Annotated in this window: 17 protein-coding genes; 9 read left to right on the forward strand and 8 right to left on the reverse strand. The window is 67.6% G+C overall.

The window, feature by feature from the left end; translation table 11 throughout:
* The first annotated feature begins 9 nt into the window (after nucleotides 1–9).
* From AB0K00_RS46090 to AB0K00_RS46100, 3 genes are all read left to right on the forward strand, one after another.
* Entirely contained in the window at nucleotides 10–801 is a 792-nt protein-coding gene (locus AB0K00_RS46090; protein WP_363535570.1) for an IclR family transcriptional regulator, read from the forward strand.
* A gap of 174 nt (nucleotides 802–975) precedes the next feature.
* On the forward strand, nucleotides 976–1,851 hold the full coding sequence (locus AB0K00_RS46095; RefSeq protein WP_363535573.1) for a fumarylacetoacetate hydrolase family protein: 876 nt from the start codon (nucleotides 976–978) through the stop codon (nucleotides 1,849–1,851).
* Nucleotides 1,852–2,015: 164 nt separating this feature from the next.
* Nucleotides 2,016–3,062, forward strand: coding sequence for a pyridoxamine 5'-phosphate oxidase family protein (locus AB0K00_RS46100; RefSeq protein WP_363535575.1), 1,047 nt, complete (start codon nucleotides 2,016–2,018; stop codon nucleotides 3,060–3,062).
* Nucleotides 3,063–3,118: 56 nt separating this feature from the next.
* Here the strand turns inward: AB0K00_RS46100 and AB0K00_RS46105 are convergent, their stop codons facing one another.
* Nucleotides 3,119–5,602, reverse strand: coding sequence for a bifunctional FO biosynthesis protein CofGH (locus AB0K00_RS46105; RefSeq protein WP_363535578.1), 2,484 nt, complete (start codon nucleotides 5,600–5,602; stop codon nucleotides 3,119–3,121).
* Between the two features lie 17 nt (nucleotides 5,603–5,619).
* Complete coding sequence (gene cofC, locus AB0K00_RS46110) at nucleotides 5,620–6,237, reverse strand: 2-phospho-L-lactate guanylyltransferase (RefSeq protein WP_363535581.1); 618 nt, start codon at nucleotides 6,235–6,237, stop codon at nucleotides 5,620–5,622.
* A gap of 239 nt (nucleotides 6,238–6,476) precedes the next feature.
* On the opposite strand from cofC, the gene AB0K00_RS46115 reads away from it, so the two are divergent.
* On the forward strand, nucleotides 6,477–6,860 hold the full coding sequence (locus tag AB0K00_RS46115) for an integrase core domain-containing protein (RefSeq protein WP_363535589.1): 384 nt from the start codon (nucleotides 6,477–6,479) through the stop codon (nucleotides 6,858–6,860).
* A gap of 2 nt (nucleotides 6,861–6,862) precedes the next feature.
* On the opposite strand, the gene AB0K00_RS46120 is transcribed toward AB0K00_RS46115, so the two are convergent.
* From AB0K00_RS46120 to AB0K00_RS46135, 4 genes are all read right to left on the reverse strand, one after another.
* The gene (locus tag AB0K00_RS46120; RefSeq protein WP_363535592.1) at nucleotides 6,863–7,261 is read right to left on the reverse strand and encodes a hypothetical protein; all 399 of its coding nucleotides are present in this window, start codon (nucleotides 7,259–7,261) and stop codon (nucleotides 6,863–6,865) included.
* Nucleotides 7,262–7,290: 29 nt separating this feature from the next.
* Complete coding sequence (locus AB0K00_RS46125) at nucleotides 7,291–7,671, reverse strand: YciI family protein (RefSeq protein ID WP_363535595.1); 381 nt, start codon at nucleotides 7,669–7,671, stop codon at nucleotides 7,291–7,293.
* Nucleotides 7,668–8,342 (reverse strand): aquaporin, encoded by a 675-nt coding sequence (locus AB0K00_RS46130; RefSeq protein ID WP_363535598.1) that lies wholly within the window; start codon nucleotides 8,340–8,342, stop codon nucleotides 7,668–7,670. Before AB0K00_RS46130 ends, AB0K00_RS46125 begins: the two co-directional genes overlap by 4 nt.
* 130 nt (nucleotides 8,343–8,472) lie before the next feature.
* The gene (locus tag AB0K00_RS46135) at nucleotides 8,473–9,447 is read right to left on the reverse strand and encodes a zinc-binding alcohol dehydrogenase family protein (protein ID WP_363535601.1); all 975 of its coding nucleotides are present in this window, start codon (nucleotides 9,445–9,447) and stop codon (nucleotides 8,473–8,475) included.
* Nucleotides 9,448–10,049: 602 nt separating this feature from the next.
* Between AB0K00_RS46135 and AB0K00_RS46140 the strand changes: the two genes are divergently transcribed.
* From AB0K00_RS46140 to AB0K00_RS46155, 4 genes are all read left to right on the forward strand, one after another.
* Nucleotides 10,050–10,478, forward strand: a complete 429-nt coding sequence (locus AB0K00_RS46140; RefSeq protein ID WP_363535604.1) for a MarR family transcriptional regulator — start codon at nucleotides 10,050–10,052, stop codon at nucleotides 10,476–10,478.
* A 134-nt stretch (nucleotides 10,479–10,612) separates the two neighbouring features.
* Nucleotides 10,613–10,843 carry a hypothetical protein gene (locus AB0K00_RS46145; RefSeq protein ID WP_363535607.1) on the forward strand — a complete coding sequence of 77 codons (231 nt, stop codon included), beginning with the start codon at nucleotides 10,613–10,615 and terminating at the stop codon, nucleotides 10,841–10,843.
* A 128-nt stretch (nucleotides 10,844–10,971) separates the two neighbouring features.
* Nucleotides 10,972–11,616 carry a hypothetical protein gene (locus AB0K00_RS46150; protein ID WP_363535610.1) on the forward strand — a complete coding sequence of 215 codons (645 nt, stop codon included), beginning with the start codon at nucleotides 10,972–10,974 and terminating at the stop codon, nucleotides 11,614–11,616.
* Between the two features lie 48 nt (nucleotides 11,617–11,664).
* Nucleotides 11,665–12,108, forward strand: coding sequence for a tyrosine-type recombinase/integrase (locus AB0K00_RS46155; protein ID WP_363535745.1), 444 nt, complete (start codon nucleotides 11,665–11,667; stop codon nucleotides 12,106–12,108).
* Here the strand turns inward: AB0K00_RS46155 and AB0K00_RS46160 are convergent.
* Complete coding sequence (locus AB0K00_RS46160) at nucleotides 12,102–12,656, reverse strand: hypothetical protein (RefSeq protein ID WP_363535613.1); 555 nt, start codon at nucleotides 12,654–12,656, stop codon at nucleotides 12,102–12,104. The genes AB0K00_RS46155 and AB0K00_RS46160 overlap by 7 nt on opposite strands.
* Nucleotides 12,657–13,062: 406 nt before the next feature.
* A complete protein-coding gene (locus tag AB0K00_RS46165) occupies nucleotides 13,063–13,473 on the reverse strand; it encodes a hypothetical protein (RefSeq protein WP_363535615.1) in 411 nt (136 codons plus the stop codon).
* Nucleotides 13,474–13,483: 10 nt separating this feature from the next.
* Between AB0K00_RS46165 and tkt the strand changes: the two genes are divergently transcribed.
* Nucleotides 13,484–15,547 (forward strand): transketolase, encoded by a 2,064-nt coding sequence (gene tkt / locus AB0K00_RS46170; RefSeq protein WP_363535618.1) that lies wholly within the window; start codon nucleotides 13,484–13,486, stop codon nucleotides 15,545–15,547.
* Nucleotides 15,548–15,553 lie beyond the last annotated feature (6 nt).

The raw sequence follows: 15,553 nt of genomic DNA on the forward strand, positions 1-15,553 counted from the left end.
CTGTCCTGCATGCCAGGACAGACCGCCCGTGACGCGAGCACCTATCGCGACCGCAACTCCACCGCCGAGCGGGCGCTCGACGTCCTGCAGCTGTTCACGGACGACAAGCTCGTCTGGTCCGGAGCGGAGATCTCCGAACGGTTCGGGGTCGCGCGCTCGACCGGCTACCGCTACCTCAAAGGTCTGGTCGACGGCGGATTCGTGGAGGAGTGCGCTGGCGGGTTCCGGCTGGGACCGCAGATCCTCGAACTCGCCCGCCTGGCGCGCAAGGGGATCGGCCTGTCCGACATCGCCAGACCCGTCATGCTGGACCTCGCCGCAACCACCAAAGAAACGGTCCTGCTCACACGGCGCTCAGGCGGCGCCGTCGTGTGCCTCGACATCGAGGTCAGCAGCCACCCGGTGCGCATCTCCTACGAACGCGGGCAGGTGCTGCCCGTCAACGCCGGCGCGGCCGCGCTGGTACTGCTCGCCTGGCTCCCGGAGGAGGACCTGGCCGCGCTCCTCTCGTCGGTGACCCTGGAACGGTTCACCCCGCGCACCATCACCGACCCCGAGCGCCTCCGGACCCGCCTGCGCAAGATCCGCAAGGACGGTTTCGCGCTGACCCGCGGCGAGCTCGACGCCGACGTCCTCGGGATCGCCGCTCCGATCCGCGGTCGGGGCGACGAGATCGTCGCCGCCGTCAGCATTGCGGCACCGTCGCACCGGATCTCGGCCGACGACGCCAGCGACTTGATCGACGCCGTGCGCGGCGCTGCGGACGGCATCTCGGCCAGCCTGCTCCAGATCACCGCCTGACCACGGCGACCGGCGGCGCGCCAGGGGTTGCGCCGCTTCCTTGGCGTGCCCTGCTCCTGAGCATGGACGGGATCCTCATCATGCGATGTCCTGTTATACAGGATCAGGGTCCCGTACTATGCGACAGATAGCTCGGGTGGAACAGCCCCCGGGCCGGTCGATGAAGGAGGCGCGATGAAGCTGGCCACCCTGCGGACTTCCACCGGCACCAAGGCTGCACGGCTGGACGGGGACGAGTACGTTCTGCTCGAGCATGCAGATGTGGGCGCGCTGCTCGCCTCGGGGCGGGACTGGAGCCGACGGGCGTCCGCGGCGCACGGGAAACGCGTATCGGTGCAGGATGTGGATCTCGCGGCGTTGCTCCCGCATCCCAACAAGATCATCTGCCTCGGACTGAACTACGCCACCCACATCAAGGAGATGGGCAGGGACACCCCGGAGTACCCCACACTCTTCGCCAAGTACGACGGCGCCCTGATCGGACCGTACGACCCCGTCGTGCTGCCCCGGGTCAGCGATTGCGTGGACTGGGAGGCCGAGCTCGGCGTCGTCATTGGCCGGCCCGCACGGCATGTGCCCAAGAGCCGAGCACTCGACTTCGTCGGCGGATACACGGTGGTCAACGACGTGACCGTGCGGGACTGGCAACGCCGCACCCGTGAGTTCCTGTCGGGGAAAACCTTCGAGCACACCACTCCGGTAGGGCCCGTGCTGGTGACGGCCGACGAGTTCGGCGCCGCGGAACCCGATCTGGAGCTGAGCTGCAGCGTCGACGGCCAGCAGATGCAGTGTTCACGAACCTCAGATCTGCTGTTCGGGGTCGCCGACATCGTGTCCTACGTCAGCGACATCATCACGCTGCTTCCGGGGGACCTGATCGCCACCGGCACCCCCGGAGGTGTTGGCGACGGACGTGATCCCAAGCTCTACCTCCAGCCGGGCCAGCAACTGGTCACGACCATCGAAGGCATAGGCGAACTCCGCAACGTCTGCATCGCCGAATCGTCGCCGAACGGCTCGACCGACCCGCGGGCACCCTACAACCTGTGATTTCCCAGGCATCCAGTAGTTGCATGACTTGAAAATCAGGACTAGCGTCCGAACTTGTAAGACAGCCCGAGTCTGCGTCGGCGTAACAGACATCGAGTCGCCGCCGGACTTCGCCGATCACGCGGTTGTCCTCCGCTCCGCGTCCTCCCGTTAAGGATCCGCGTATGTTCCCTCCCGAAGCTGTTGCTCTGCTCAGCAAGCGTGTGACCGGCGTCATCACCACCCTGCTGCCCGATGGCAGCCCGCACTCGGTCGTGGCCGGGGTCATGCTCGACGGGGATCAAATCGTCTCCCACACCGGTCCCGCGGCCAAGCGGCTGGCGAATCTGCGGGCCAACCCACGCATCAACGTGATCGCCATCGACCCCGATTCACCGATGCGTTACGTCGAGGTGCGGGGCACGGCGACTCTCCAGGAGGGCGGCGGCCAAGCACTGGGCCAGCGCTTCAAGGAGCACGCCGAGAAGTACGGTCTTCCCGAGGAAGCGGGCACGATCCGCGCCGGCATCACCGTCGTACAGATCCGCGTGACACCGACGAAGGTCAGCTACCACGAGTTCGACCCCTCGCGGATGGGCCCGGCGACCACGCAGCGCCCAGGCTCGAAGCCTCCTGCCGCTGGCGAGACCCCGGAGCAGGACATCGTCCCGAGCGGTACGCTGCTCGAGGACGAGGAGGGTCGCTGGATCGAGTTCGAGCGCCGGCTCGCTCACGCGCCCGAGGCCGTCTGGGCCGCACTGACCGAGCCCCGGCGCCTGGCGATCTGGCAGCACCCGGTCGAGTACCTTCCGGACCTGCGGCTCGGCGCGACGATCTTCGCCCAGCTCAACCCGCAGGCCAGGGCGTTCGCTCTCGGCAAGGTCACGGTCCTGGAGCCGCCGCGCGCGTTCGCCTTCCGGTGGACCACGAACAACCCTCTCCTGCCGCCGGAATTCACCATCGGCTACACCTTCGAGGACGGCGTTCTGAAGGTACGGTCGGGTCCGTTCGGGCCGGAGCACGGCATCCACCAGCTGGCCGCCTCCATGCAAATCCACCTCGATCACCTCGAGAAGGCCGTTACCACGCCCGAGGATCTGCTGCCCACACCGCCGTGGCCCCCGGTCAGCGTCGTCACGCGTTCCGGGCTCATGCGGCCCACGTTCATGGCGTACGCGTCCAAGTTCCCCGAGTTCGCGGTTCAGGGAACTGAGCGCGGCGCGCGGCCCTGACGTACGACTCGCATAGGTGGCGGGAGCCGGGAACCTCGTTCGAGGTTCCCGGCTCTTCAGCGTCTGCCGTAGACGGTGGTCCGTTCCACAGCCGGGCGTCCAGCGGCTGCGGCGAGTTCTTTGAGTTCAGTGACGGTGCGGGCAGAGCCGTGTTCGGAGCCAGCCATGCGGGAGATGGTTTCTTCCATGAGGGTTCCGCCGAGGTCGTTGCAGCCGCCGTTGAGCATTTCCCTGGTGCCCTCGTCGCCGAGTTTCACCCAGGAGCACTGGACGTTGTCGATGCGGCCGTGGAGCAGGATGCGGGCCATGGCGTGCACGACACGGTTCTCGCGCCAGGTGGGTCCCGGGCGGGCGATCCCGGCGAGGTAGATCGGGGCGTTGGTGTGGATGAACGGCAGCGCGACAAACTCGGTGAACCCGCCCGTCTGGTCCTGAATACCGGCCAGCACGCGGAGGTGGCCGAGCCACTGGCGGGGGTGGTCGACGTGGCCATACATCATGGTGGAACTGGACCGGATGCCGGCCTGGTGGGCGGTGGTGACGACCTCGATCCAGGTGGAGGCGGGCAGTTTGCCCTTGGTGAGCACCCAGCGGACGTCGTCGTCGAGGATCTCGGCGGCGGTGCCGGGGATGGTGTCCAGACCGGCCTCTTTGAGCTGGGTCAGCCAGTCGCGGATCGGGACACCGGCCTTAGCGGCGGCGGTGACGATCTCCATCGGGGAGTAGGCGTGGACGTGCATGTCTGGGACTCGCTGCTTCACGGCGCGGACGAGGTCGGCGTATGCAGTGACGGGCATCTTCGGGTCGATGCCGCCCTGCATGCACACCTCGGACGCCCCGTTCTGCCAGGCTTGTTCGGCGCGGTCGGCGACCTGCTCGACGGACAGGCGGTAGGCGTCGGCGTCGGACTCGCGCTGGGCGAAGGCGCAGAAGCGGCAGCCGACGTAGCAGACGTTCGAGAAGTTAATGTTGCGGTTGACGACGTAGGTGATGCCGTCGCCGTTAACCTGCTCGCGGAGGTCATCGGCGATCCGGGCGAGGTCGTCCAACGCGGCGCCGTCGGCATGGAACAGGGCCATGGCCTTGTCCTCATGCTTGGGCAGCAGCAGCGCGGCCGGGTTCTCCGCGGCGAGTCTGAGTCCGGTCAGCAGATCCGTGGGGGTGCTGGTACCCGAGTCGCCTTTGATGTGCGCGGCCACTTCCTGCCAGTCGCCGTAGACGTTGTCGAAGTCGGAGCGGCGGTCGGTGGTGCGGCCGGTGGAGTCGATCGTGGTGAACAGGTCGGTGCGTCCGCTGCCGAACGCGTCGTCGGGCTCTTGCCACGGCCTTCCCGTTGGGATCGCGTCTTCGCTGGCCAGGCCGTCCTCGCCCGCGAGTGCGGCCACGTGGGCGGCCAGGCGCGGGTCGAGCCAGCCCTCGGACGCCCGCTTCACGTACTCGGGATAGATCGCGAGGCGCTCCCTGAGGACAAATCCGGCGTCGAAGGATTTTTGCCGCAACAGTTCGATCTGCGGCCAGGGGCGTTCCGGGTTCACGTGGTCGCAGGTCACCGGCGACACACCGCCCCAGTCGTCGATGCCGGCCCGCAGCAGCAAGTCGAACTCGGCGTCGATCAGATTCGGCGGGGCCTGGAGACGGGCGCGGGGGCCGAGCACAATCCGGGCCACCGCCACGGTCGCGGCCAGCTCGTGCAGCTCGGCGTCGGGCATCCCGCGCATCGCCGTGCCGGGCTTGGCGCGGAAGTTCTGGATGATGAACTCCTGCAGATGCCCGTACTCGCGCAGCGAGCGGCGCATCGCGAACAGCGCATCGACCCGCTCGGCCCGGGTCTCCCCGATGCCGATCAGGATGCCGGTGGTGAACGGCACCCCCACCCGGCCGGCGTCGTCCAACACGCGGAGGCGGACCGCGGGTTCCTTGTCGGGCGAGCCGAAGTGCGGGCCGCCGCGCTCGGACCAGAGCCGGGTCGCGGTGGACTCCAGCATCATGCCCATGCTCGGCGCGACCGGCTTGAGCCGCTGCAGCTCGGCCCAGCTCATCACGCCGGGGTTGAGGTGCGGCAGTAGGCCGGTCTCCTCGAGCACGGCGATCGCGCAGGAGCGGACATAGTCGACGGTGGAGTCGTAGCCGCGCTCGCCCAGCCACTGCCGGGCCGAGGGCCAGCGTTTCTCCGGCCGATCGCCGAGGGTGAACAGCGCCTCCTTGCAGCCCTGCGCAGCGCCCGCCCGGGCAATCTCGAGGACCTCTTCGCGTTCGAGGAACGCAGCCGGCAGGAGATGCGGCACCGTGGCGAAGGTGCAGTAGTGGCAGCGATCCTGGCACAACCGGGTCAGCGGGATGAAGACTTTTTTCGAGTACGTCACGACGCCCGGCCGCCCAGCCTCACGCAGCCCCGCATCCCGGATCTGAGCCGCGATCCCCAGCAGGTCGTCGAGGCGCTCACCTTGCACGGCCAGCAACGTGGCGGCCTCCCCCGCGTCCAAAGCCTTGCCATCAGTGGCACGCCGCAGCGCACGGCGGATACTTGCATCGGTCGACACCGGTTTACTCCATCCTATTAGCGCAGCAGCAATGCGCTGAGCGCATCGCGAGTGTGCGGCCCGAGGCCGATCGACGTGGCAACTCTCAGGTCCTCGACCGTGTCGACATCGCATCGCAGTGACGGCCACCTGCCGTGCAGCGGAGTGGCACCACTCCTGAGGTGTGCGGCGGCCGACTCGAATCCGAACTTCGGGTCGAGGTCGTTCGCTGATGGCGCCAGCAGCATCGTGGTCCCCGTGCCATGTCGGTCTCTGCAAAACGCGCGATCGCCGGCGCCGCGTTCGAGAGCAGCGGTCAGCTCGGTGCTCTTGAGGGCCGGCAGATCCGCCGTCAGCACGGCGATGTCTGTGCCTAGGCGATCCGCGCCGTGCTGGACGGCGGCGTTCATCCCGGGACGGCTCGGTTCCGGTACGGACACCACACCTATCCGGTCCAGAGCGGAGATGATCCGGGCGTCTGCGGTGACGGCGACAACGGTTCGGACACCGACGGCCCGTTTCGCCGCGGACACTGTGTCGAGCGCGAATGCCAGCGCGAGTGCCTCTCTTTCCTTCGGGTTGCGAAGGGCTATGGCGAGACGCGTCTTCGCCTCGTTCAAGGGTTTGATGGGGACGACCACCGCGTAGTCGGTCACGACGCGACTATCCGGCATCGCTGACAGCTCCCTCGTCCGCGCTGGAAAGTGAAGATCAGCCTACCCTTGTTTTGCATAGCAGGATAGTGATCCCGTTTAGCAGGATTTGGACAATTGGCGCCGGCTCTGCTGCATTCGTTGTTGGTATGGTCGAGGCAGGCTTGAGCAGTGAAGTCTCCAAGCCGTAGACCGCCGTCGCCGCAGTCAGCGTTTGCCGGGTCCCGGTTTCCTCCGTAATCGTGGTCACGGTCCGGCTGTACCTGCGCTACTGCCTGTCATACCGCGATGCTAAGTTCACCACCTCGTTCGACGCGGTCTTCGCCGCCGAGGGCATCGAGGTGGTCCGGATCCCGCCGCGGACACCTCGCGCGAACTGTTACGCCGAACGGTTCATCGGCAGCGTCCGCCGCGAGTACACCGATCACATCCTGATCTACAACGAACGGCACGCCCGCACGATCCTCGACGCCTATGCCCGACACTTCAACGAGCACCGTCCACATCAGAGCCTCGACCAGCACCCGCCCCGCCACGACCCGAACGTCGTGATCCCGCTCGACCGTGCGATACGCAAGCAACGAGTCCTCCACGGGCTGATCAACGAGTACAGCCGAGCAGCTTGACCTCACCGAAACGACCAGCTCAAGGGCCTACGCGGAGAATTGGCACGGCACAGGGTGTTCACGACGATGTCGACGTCGTCTGGACGTACACCAGCGGCGGCTAGCCGATCGAGGAAGTCTGTGCGCAGGTTGGTGAACTGCGGGAATTGTGGTCGGTCACGGTCGTTGCCGACGCCGGTGTCCACCAGAACCGTCCGGTTCGGGTAGTGCAGCACCCGGGTTTGCACGAACGCCCGGTAGGCGCGGGTGTCCGGACGCCAGAAGTCCGGTGCGAGCCATGAGGTGTTCGCGTCCCAGGTCCCCGCCGGTGTATCAGGGAAGACCTCATCCACCGTTAGGCTCAATTCTTCCAGCTCTACCACCCGCGTGATCTCCACAGCACCGATCAGGACCCGATCCACAGACTCCGCCTTTCCACCAGCCATCTCTATCACCGGATCTGGAAGGTGGATGTGGAGGCGTTCAGGTTGATCGGGATGCGTCCTTCGCGTAGCTCCCACAGGAAGGGCCCGTCGAAGGTGCGCAGTCCCCGCCGGGCCAGGGGCTCGTTTCTCAGCAGTTCGAGGGCTTCGTCAGCGGATTCGGTGTTGAGGATGGTCAGACCGTCGCCAACCAGCACGCCGGGCTCGATGAACGGTCCGGAGGCCCACAACAGTCCGCGCTTCTCCAGGTCGTTCATATAGTGCAGGTGGTCTGCGACGTACGGCGTGATGGCGTCGTCCGCGGCGACTTTGCGGTTGATGGCCGCGTACAGCCGCTTTTTGATCATGGGGGCGAGGAGCTGCTCGACGTCGTGTTGCGAAGTGGTCATGGCCGTTCCTCCGATGTCGAGGGCCGCTTGAGGAGTGTGTTGCGGAGCGAGGCCGCCAGGACTGCGCCGACCATCGGGGCCAGCAGGTAGACCCAGAGGAAGTCCAGTCGGCCCGCGGCGATCGCCGGTCCGAACTGGCGGGCGGGATTGACCGAACCGCCGGTCGTGGTCCCCAGCAAAGCGATCGCCGTACCGATCAGGAGTCCGACGAGCCATGGGACCAGCCGCACCAGTCTCGGCGCCGCCAGGAACAGTCCGACGAGGAGCACGATGACCCCCATCGAGACAGTCTCGGCGGCGAACAGTGTCCCGGCGGTCCAGCCGAGTCCGGGTTGCAACGAGGCGTCGTTGACCGGCGGGCTCGCTACGACCGGCCCCCAAATCGCGCGACCCGCGAGCGTGCCGAGCAGGGATCCGAGGAGCTGGGCGGCGATGTAGGGCGCGACCGCGACGCCGGGGAAGAGCCCGAAGCGCCACATGGCGATCGAGATGGCCGGATTGATGTGCCCGCCCGACGCTTTCCCCGCAGGGCTGAGGATGAGCCCGGCAAGCAGCAGTCCCACGCACGCGCCGATGAGGAACAGTTCCCCGTGTACCTGAGGGACGGCCGCCGACACGGGTGAGGGTCCCGCGACCCAGCGAACGACCGTGACGACGCCGAAGAGCAGCACGATTGCCAGTAGGCCCTCCAGGGCGCTGCCTCGGGCCACCGTCTGCCAGGTGGCCGGCCCGGCCGGGGCCGGACCCGCTTCCGGTCGACCGTAGGGTGCGGCAGCCTGGACCATGATGTGCGGCGCTGGTTCAGGGGCAGATGACGACCCGGCCACGCGCCCGGTTCGCCACCGCGACGAAGGCGTCCTTGCCGTTGTCGAGGCTGTACCGGTCGACGACGGGGAGGGGGCGAAACTGCCCGGAGTCGAAGAACGGCGCGAGCCGTCGCAGCCGCGCGCCCGACTCGACGACGTCGTAGTTCAGGCTGTTGCAGCCGAATATCCGGGTTTCGTTGCGGTACAGGTCACGCAGGTCGATCTCCACCGTCCGGGTGCCGACCGCACTGATCACCACGAGCCGGCCCCGGACAGCCAGCGAGCCCAGCGCCGCCGGCGTCGTGACGCCACCGACGGCGTCGTAGACGACATCCGCGCCGTTGCCGCCGGTGACCCGCCAAATCTCTGCCGAAACGTCCTGCGGGTCGCCGCCGAACGCGACGAAGTCCTTGATGATCGACGCGGCGGGAGTACCGTCGGCGGGGCGAACCCGGTCGACGCCGATCACATCGGCGCCGAGGGCGTGGGCGATCTGAGCGACGGCGCCACCCACCCCACCGGAGACACCGAACACGGCGATGGTCTCTCCCCTGGCCAGCTGAGCGGCCTCGACGGTGCCGAGCCAGCCGGTGATGAAGTTGACCCCCGCAGCCGATGCCTCCTCGAAGCTCAGCCGCTCGGGCTTGTGTGCCAGTGCCGCCGCCGGAACGACGAGCCTCTCCGCGTGTGCGCCGTCGCGGGTGAACCCGACATCTCCTCCGGTGCCCCAGACCTCCACGCCGACCCAGTCCCGGGGCCCGTCGACAACGACGCCGGCGAAGTCGCGCCCGGTGGTACGGGGAAGGGTCGTCTGCTCCATCTGGCCCGCGACGTCCATAAGGTCCGACGGGTTCACCGAGGAGGACTTGACGGCTATCACGACCTCGCCGTCCCCCGCCACGGGGTCGGGCATCTGGGCGAGGCGCAGGACCTGGGGATCGCCGAAGCGGTCCAAACGCAGAGCGCGCATGGCGGCACCAATCCAAGCTGGGATGCTTACTTTGTCGCTCTACCCCTCGTTGCGGCGGTAACCGCACCCGCTCCGGTCAGAAACTGACCGGATCCGGCGCGAGGCTTCCCGGCATGAACAGCGAGCGCCTGCTTCCACAGCAATCGGTAGGATGCTCGACACAGACGCAGGTCGACACGTGGCTGGCGCGGCTACCGCGCCGTGGACACCGACGCACTGCTCGGTATCGTCGGCGCCGCGCTCCTGAAGCGGGCTGCGGCAACGGGCGCTGCGACGGATCCTGCGGGACCATTCTGCCATCGGGCGACAATTGCTGAGAGACCTGCTGCCCGACGGCGGCGTCATCCGGACCGTTCACCCGCAACCACAGGTCCGACAATGGCCACTGCCGGCCACGGTGTCACCGAATGAGGTCTACCAGGCGTTCCGCGACGTTGCCGCGCTCGCAATCGACGACGCCGGCACGGATCCGGTGCGGTGCGCGCAGTTGGTGCCGTTCGTCGACGCGATGCCAGCCGAGGAAGGCTCGGCTTTCCTGCAAGTTCTCGCTAACGTGAGGGTGCCTTGTGAACACCCCGATGCCCGACACCGACCCTCTCGCCTTGGATCAGCAACTGCACTTCGTGCTGTCGGTCGCCACCCGCAACGTCGTGGCGATCTACCGTCCCCTTCTGGCGACGGTGAACCTCACCCCAACGCAATATCTGGCCATGCTCGCGCTGTGGCAGCACGGTCCCCTGTCCGTCCACGGCCTAGGCCAGGTGCTGGAGCTCGACTCGGGCACGCTCTCGCCTCTACTCAAAAGACTCGAAGCTTGCGGATACGTGCGTCGCGAACGCGACACAGCCGACGAGCGCAGCGTCATTGTCACCGTCACCGTCACCGTCGAGGGCAACGCTTTGCGCGCCCGAGCCGCGTCCATTCCCTCGGCCGTGCGCGACCAGTTCGGAATGCCGATGGAGGAGATGGAGCACCTCATCGCCGTCCTCGCCACGGTCATCGCCGCGACCCGCCCAGCGCCGGCGGCATAGCCGCCACTGCGTGCGGCATCTGGACGTTCAGTACGCGAGCGGGCCGCGCGGCGACGCGACGGTCGGGAACGCCGCCACGCCGCTTCCCTGCCGCTTACGCCCGCTCCGGCTGCACCATGGGTCCGGGCAGGCTGATGGCTGACATGCCACCGAAACTCAGCAAGCTGCTCAACGACTGGGTCGATGCCCACGAGGACGAATGGAGTTACAAGACGAAGCACAACTCCTACGGCTGGGCCGTAGACAACTGGCTGGTCCCGGGTCTCGGCGAATGGCGCCTCGACAAACTCCTGGAGCAGCCCAAGGCGCTAGAAACATTCTTTAAGATCCGCCGCAAGCCCGAACCCCATGACCAGGGACTCTGAACCGGTGAGAAGAAGACCCGCGACAAGGGACCCGGCCTCAACGCGGGCGGAGTGCATCTGGTCTTCCGGACGCTGCGCGCCGCCTGCAACTGGGCGGTGAAGCAGAAGATCATTCCACGGAGAGCCCGGTGGAGTTGATGACTCGGGTGCCGAAGTTGGAAGAGGAGGAGGTCACTCCGTTTTTCGTCTCCGAGGTCAAGGCCATCCTGAAGGTCTGCGAGCACCGGCGTAACGGCACCCGGTGGACGATCGGGATGCCGCTGGGCCTGCGGCAGAGTGAAGCGCTCGGCCTGCCGTGGATGAGGGCGCCGACATCCACCCGCGACAAACCGACCGGTCTCGACCTCGGCGGCTGGCTGGTGGTGCGGCGGCAGGCCGGAAGCCGTCTCTGGGAGCACGGCTGCGACGATCCGGTCGCGTGCGCCGAGCATTTCTGCCGGACCACACCCTGTCCGGCCCGGTGGCAGCACGGGTGCGACAAGCCTCCCAGCGAATGCACGAAGCATCGGGTCGACCGCTGTCCCCGGCGCAAGGTCAGCGAGGGCTGCCCCTGCCACAAACGGAAGGAGTCGTGTATCGAAGTCTGCGAGCCGGGCTGCACTAAACACGGGCACCGGTGCCCGCAACGCACCGGTGGAGTTGTGGTCTTCACCGACCCGAAGAGCAACGCCGGGAAACGCCGCATCGCGCTGGACCCGCGGATGCTCGACCTGCTCATCGCCCACAAACAGGTCCAGGGCCAGGAGCGCCTCGACACCGGGGACACCTGGTAAGAGTTCGGCCTGGTCTGGTGCCAGCCCTACGACGCCAAGAGCGACTGGCTGGATTGGAAGGCCATCTGCCGGGAGGCCGGAGTACGGGACGCCCGCGTCCACGACGGCCGGCACACCGCAGCGACGATCCTGCTGCTCCTGGGCATCGACGAGCAGACGGTCATGGCCGTCATGGGCTGGTCGGACCGGCGCATGGTCCAGCGGTACCAGCACGTCATCAACGAGCTGCGGGTGGAGGCATCCAAACGCGTTGGTGACTTTCTGTATGGCCCGGAAGAACCGGTCGAACAAACGCCGCCGGCCCCAGCGCCACTGGTTGCGGCCACAACTGCCGCTGTTGAGAAAATAGAGACAGTGGCCGATGGGGTTTTCGAGGGTTTCGCTACCGATCTTGCTACCAGAGGCCCAGATGCCAAGATCATCGCATTCGACCCATCGAGAAGGAGGAATGGGCGCAAGCGTTTGACCAGCGTGAACGAGCAAGTTCAGTGAGAGCCGACCCGCACACTCGGCCCGCACACTCGGCGCGACCCGCTCGGCCAGCAGCACGCCGAGCGCCACCACCAGCGCCTTCGACGGCTCCACCAGCGCCCGCCGCAGTATCGCGCGGTGCGCATCGGCGAACGCCGCCGAATTGTCGCGTTCGATCCCCGCCAGAACGGCGAAGCCCTCCACACCGAACCGCAAAAACCACCAGCGTGCGGCGCCCGGCCCGCCGCGAGGTCTGCCGACCCACCGGCGAATGCCAGCGCCTCCGCCAGCAGCGCCCGCCAACCGGACCGGTCCGGCGCGGGCACGGCCAGCCACTCTCGGAACGTCCGGCCCGCCGGCGCGAACGGCTCGCCCGTCCCCGCACCGATCAGCTCAGCCACCCGCGGCTGGGCCAGCTTGACCAGCAACGCCCCGCTGCGCCGGTCCAAGGACGCGAAGAACCGGCTCTCGTACCGCAGGAACGGCAGACCCATCATCGTCGACCGGCTCACCGCCGCATCGGCCAGCAACGCCTCCGCCAGCTCCCAGAACAGCATCTCGCCATCCACTGCCGCCTCCATCCGCTCTCGTACCGGCCATGTCAGCATGATTGATCCCGACACCGACGCAGACTTGTCGGAATGGGCAGCGTGTACTGCTCCCGTGTTCTCTGTGTTGCGATCTGGACAGCGGCCGTGCTGTTGATCGGACTCGCCGGTGGGAGACCGCGGCCGACTGGCTCTTGCTGACGTGCAGAACCAGCCGGCCCGGGATCCTTGTCCGTGTTGAGGGCCTATGACGGCTCAGGCTTCTGGGATCGGCCGGCCGAAGGTCTCGAGCATGACGACCGCCGGGGTCCAGTCCGTCGCGCTTGCCGGTGTCCAGCCCGTCGATCGCCGCGATCTGCCCTGCGGTGAGCTCGAAGTCGAAGACATCGAATTCTCCGCAATGCGCTGCGGGTTGGTCGACTTCGGATCACCGATCGGTCTTGCTGCAGGTGCCAGCGCAGCATCGCTTGTGCGGCGGTCTTGTCGGTGCTTTCGCGATTGCTCCGATCACCTTGTCTTGCAAGGCCTTGGAGTGGGTGCTGTCGCGGTAGAAGGTGATGCCGCCGATCGGCCACCACACCTGGGTGAGGATGCTGCGCCCGGTGCCGAATGCCTGCACGTCGCGCCGGGTGAAGTACGGGTGGACCTCGAACTGGTTGCTGAAGCCGGCGGATCGTCGACGACGGATGACCAGAGTCTGCGCAGCAGCTGCGCGTGCCGTGGACAGCGGCACATTCGCTCGGTCCGGGTGTGTCTGTCGGGACCTTGCGGAGATTTGGTTGGTGCAGAAGGGCTTGCGACCACGGCTTGGGGCGCTGACGCGCACATCAAGATCCACGGAGGTCAGCTTGACCACTACGACCATCGATCTGGACACGCTGTCGATCAACACCATCCGTGGCCTGTGCATGGACGCCGTCCAGCAGGCGCAGTCCGGGCATCCGGGTACGCCGATGGGGATCGCGCCGGTGGCATATGCGCTGTGGCAGCGGTTCCTGCGCTTCGACCCCGCTGATCCGATCTGGCCGAACCGGGACCGGTTCGTGCTGTCCGAGGGCCATGCCTCGGCGTTGCTCTGGTCGCTATTGTGCCTGAGCGAGGTGCGAGCAGTCGATCCGGATTACGAGGTGCTCGGCCGTCCCTCGGTCACCCTCGAGGACCTCAAGACGTTCCGGCAGCTGGACTCGCGCTGTCCGGGTCATCCCGAGTACCGGTGGACGAGCGGGGTCGAGACGACGACCGGGCCGCTCGGTCAGGGCGTCGCGACCTCGGTGGGGATGGCGGTGGCCGGCCAGTGGCTGGCCGCCCGGTACAACCGCGACGGCTTCCGGCTCTTCGACTTCGATGTGTACGCCATCGCCGGGGACGGCGACATGATGGAGGGTATCTCCTCGGAGGCGGCATCGTTCGCCGGTCACCAGCGGTTGTCGAACCTGTGCTGGATCTACGACTCGAACCGCACGACCATCGAGGGGCACACCGACATCGCGTTCACCGAGGACGTGGCGGAGCGGTTCCTGGCGTACGGCTGGAACGTGACGACCGTCGCTGACGCCAACGACCTCGACGCTGTGGAACGGGCGCTGTACACCTTCCGGGCCGAAAACGAGCGCCCGACGCTGATCGTCGTGCACAGTCACATCGGGTACGGCTCTCCGGTGGAAGGCACCGCGAAAGCGCACGGCGAACCGCTCGGCGCGCAGGCCGTACGGGAGACCAAGCGATTCCTCGGTCTGCCTGAGGACGTCGACTTCCACGTGCCGGACGAGGTGTCCGACTGGTTCGCCCGCGGTATCCGTGCGCGCGGCAGCGCGGCGCGCGACGCGTGGCGGTCGAGCTTCGCGGCGTACCGCAGCAAGTATCCGCAGTTGGCCGACGAGATCGAGCGGATGCAGCGGCGAGAACTTCCGGACGGCTGGCAGGACGCGCTGCCGACGTTCCCGGCCGACGCGAAGGGGCTCGCCACCCGTGACTCCTCCGGCCAGGTGCTCAACGCGCTCGCACAGGCGGTGCCATGGATGTTGGGAGGCGCGGCCGACCTCGCCCCGTCGACCAAGACGCGGCTCACGTTCCCCGGCACCGGCGACTTCCAGCCCGAGGACCGGTCGGGACGCAACTTCCACCTCGGGATCCGCGAGCACTCCGCAGCGGCGATCGCCAACGGGATGGCGCTGACCAAGCTCCGCCCGTACTGGTCGACCTTCCTGATCTTCTCCGACTACGCCCGGCCGGCGATCCGGCTCTCGGCGCTGATGGAGATCCCCACGGTGCACATCTTCACCCACGACTCGATCGGGGTCGGCGAGGACGGACCCACCCATCAGCCCGTCGAGCAGCTCGCCTCGCTGCGAGCCATGCCGGGGCTGCTGGTCTTCCGGCCGGCCGACGCGAACGAGGTCGTGGAGACCTGGCGGGTCGTCGCCGGGCTGCGGCGCGAGCCCGCGGCGCTGGTGCTTTCCCGGCAGCCGCTGCCCACGCTGGACCGCAGCCGGCTCGCCGCCGCGTCCGGGGTCGCCATGGGCGGGTACGTGCTGGCCGACGCGCCGTCCGGTGATCCGGACGTGATCCTGCTGGCCACCGGCTCGGAGGTGGCGCTCGCACTCGCGGCCCGCGACGACCTCGCCGGCGGCGGCATCGCGGCCCGGGTGGTGAGCATGCCGTGCTGGGAGCTGTTCGACCGGCAGCCACGCCGATACCGCGACGAGGTGCTGTCCCCGGCGGTACAGGCCCGGGTCGCGATCGAGCAGGCGTCCACGCTCGGCTGGGAGCGGTACGTCGGGAACGCCGGCGCGGTCGTCGGCATGCACACCTTCGGCGCCTCCGCACCCCTCAAACAGCTCTTGGGGAAGTTCGGGTTCACGCCCGAACACGTATCGCAGGCAGCACGGGAACAAGTGGCCGCCAGCACCTGACCGCGG

This window comes from Dactylosporangium sp. NPDC049525, assembly GCF_040676755.1.
Lineage (GTDB): Bacteria > Actinomycetota > Actinomycetes > Mycobacteriales > Micromonosporaceae > Dactylosporangium.

What these genes read in the sequence shown, in the direction of transcription:
- AB0K00_RS46095 (WP_363535573.1), top strand. Translation starts at nt 976, where the DNA reads ATGAAGCTGGCCACCCTGCGGACTTCCACCGGCACCAAGGCTGCACGG.
- AB0K00_RS46145 (WP_363535607.1), top strand. Translation starts at nt 10,613, where the DNA reads ATGGCTGACATGCCACCGAAACTCAGCAAGCTGCTCAACGACTGGGTC.
- AB0K00_RS46135 (WP_363535601.1), bottom strand. Translation starts at nt 9,447, where the DNA reads ATGCGCGCTCTGCGTTTGGACCGCTTCGGCGATCCCCAGGTCCTGCGC.
- AB0K00_RS46090 (WP_363535570.1), top strand. Translation starts at nt 10, where the DNA reads ATGCCAGGACAGACCGCCCGTGACGCGAGCACCTATCGCGACCGCAAC.
- AB0K00_RS46100 (WP_363535575.1), top strand. Translation starts at nt 2,016, where the DNA reads ATGTTCCCTCCCGAAGCTGTTGCTCTGCTCAGCAAGCGTGTGACCGGC.
- AB0K00_RS46125 (WP_363535595.1), bottom strand. Translation starts at nt 7,671, where the DNA reads ATGACCACTTCGCAACACGACGTCGAGCAGCTCCTCGCCCCCATGATC.